Origin of the sequence: Rhodococcus sp. NPDC080181 (genome assembly GCF_040702225.1) — a bacterium.
GTDB classification, from domain to species: Bacteria; Actinomycetota; Actinomycetes; order Mycobacteriales; family Mycobacteriaceae; genus Rhodococcoides; species Rhodococcoides fascians.
Window position 1 is genome coordinate 1 of sequence record NZ_JBFBKN010000066.1, and the last position, 1,436, is coordinate 1,436.

At 61.9% G+C, this 1,436-nt stretch carries 2 protein-coding genes; both read left to right on the top strand.

Going from position 1 to position 1,436, the window contains the following annotated elements; genetic code table 11:
• The first annotated feature begins 60 nt into the window (after positions 1-60).
• Positions 61-546: a helix-turn-helix domain-containing protein gene (locus AB0O58_RS26710; RefSeq protein ID WP_032373665.1), complete on the top strand. Its 486-nt coding sequence runs from the start codon at positions 61-63 to the stop codon at positions 544-546.
• Complete coding sequence (locus tag AB0O58_RS26715; protein WP_032373666.1) at positions 543-1,397, top strand: IS3 family transposase; 855 nt, start codon at positions 543-545, stop codon at positions 1,395-1,397. Before AB0O58_RS26710 ends, AB0O58_RS26715 begins: the two co-directional genes overlap by 4 nt.
• Positions 1,398-1,436 lie beyond the last annotated feature (39 nt).

A 1,436-nucleotide genomic window follows, 5' to 3' on the forward strand; every position in this document is an offset into this window, starting at 1 on the left:
TTGCACAGCTCCCCGGAAGTTGGACTGAGTAATTCAGTTCCGACTACCGGGGAGTTTTGTATGCGTGCACGAAGTTCACTTACCGAGGATCAGCGGGTCGCGGCGGTAGCGTTGTTCGAGGATGGTGTGGGTGCCGTCTCGGCTGCTGCGAAGGTCGGTGGCGGGGCGGGCCCAGTGATCTTGCTCTACGACCGTTGGCGGGTTCGAGGGAGGAATGCGTTGGTGGAGAAACCGGATCGACAACACTTCTCGTTCGAGTTCAAACTTGCTGTGGTGCAACGTGTTTTGGCTGGCGAGAACAAGATCGAGCTCGCTCGCGAGTACGGACTGTCGTCGGCGAAGATCATCGAGCCCTGGGTCCGCGGATACCGCCGCGACGGCGACGAGGCGCTACGGCCGAAGCGGGCGGGACGTCGACCGGCACCGGGAGTTGATCCCGGGGAGGCCAGCGAACTGGACCGCCTCCGTGAGGAGAACGAGCGGCTGCGCACGCAGGTGGCGTACCTGGGAAAATTGCGGGCCTTGAGGGAACAGGGACGACGGTGAAGGTTCTCGCTGTCATCGCCCTCAAGGCGCAGTACCGTCTCGATGTGTTGCTCGACGTCGCCGGGTTGGCTCGGTCGACGTTCTTCTACCGTCAAGCGCAGTTACGCAGGCCCGATCCGAAGGCTGCGTTGAAAGCGGCGGTGACCAGGGCGTTCGAGAAAAACCACCGACGCTACGGGCATCGACGCGTGCACCGAGTCCTCGTCGACGCGGGGTGGCGGGTGGCGAAGAAGACCGTGCTCGCGGTGATGCGTGAGCTCGGGTTGGCGTGCCGTGTGCGGCGCCGTCGACGGTATGTCTCGTATCAGGGTCAGGTCGGGGCGGTCGCGGCGAACATCCTCGACCGTCAGTTCACGGCGGCGGCCCCGAATCAGAAGTGGGTCACCGATGTCACCGAGTTCCGGGTCGGGGAGGCGAAGTTGTATCTGTCGCCGGTGATGGATCTGTTCGACCGCCAGATCATCTCGTATTCGATCGGTCGGTCCCCGACGACGGAGTTCACCAACCGTTCTTTGCGGGCCGCGTTGGGCACCCTCGGCGAACAGGATTATCCAATTGTGCACTCGGATCAGGGTTTTCACTATCAGCACTCGTCGTGGCGGCGGTTGCTGGCCGATGCGGGAGCCATCCAATCGATGTCCCGCAAAGCGAACTGTTACGACAATGCGATCATCGAGAACTTCTTCGGTCACCTCAAAGAGGAGATGTTTCATCACGTCCGATACCTGAACCTCGACGCCTTGCACACCGCGATCGAGGACTACATCGACTGGTTCAACAACGACCGCATCTCGCTACGACTCGACGGCCTGAGCCCGGTGCAATACCGAGCCCAGGCCCTCGCAGCCTAGGATTTCCATTAACCGGTCCAACCCACGGGGTCCAGTGCA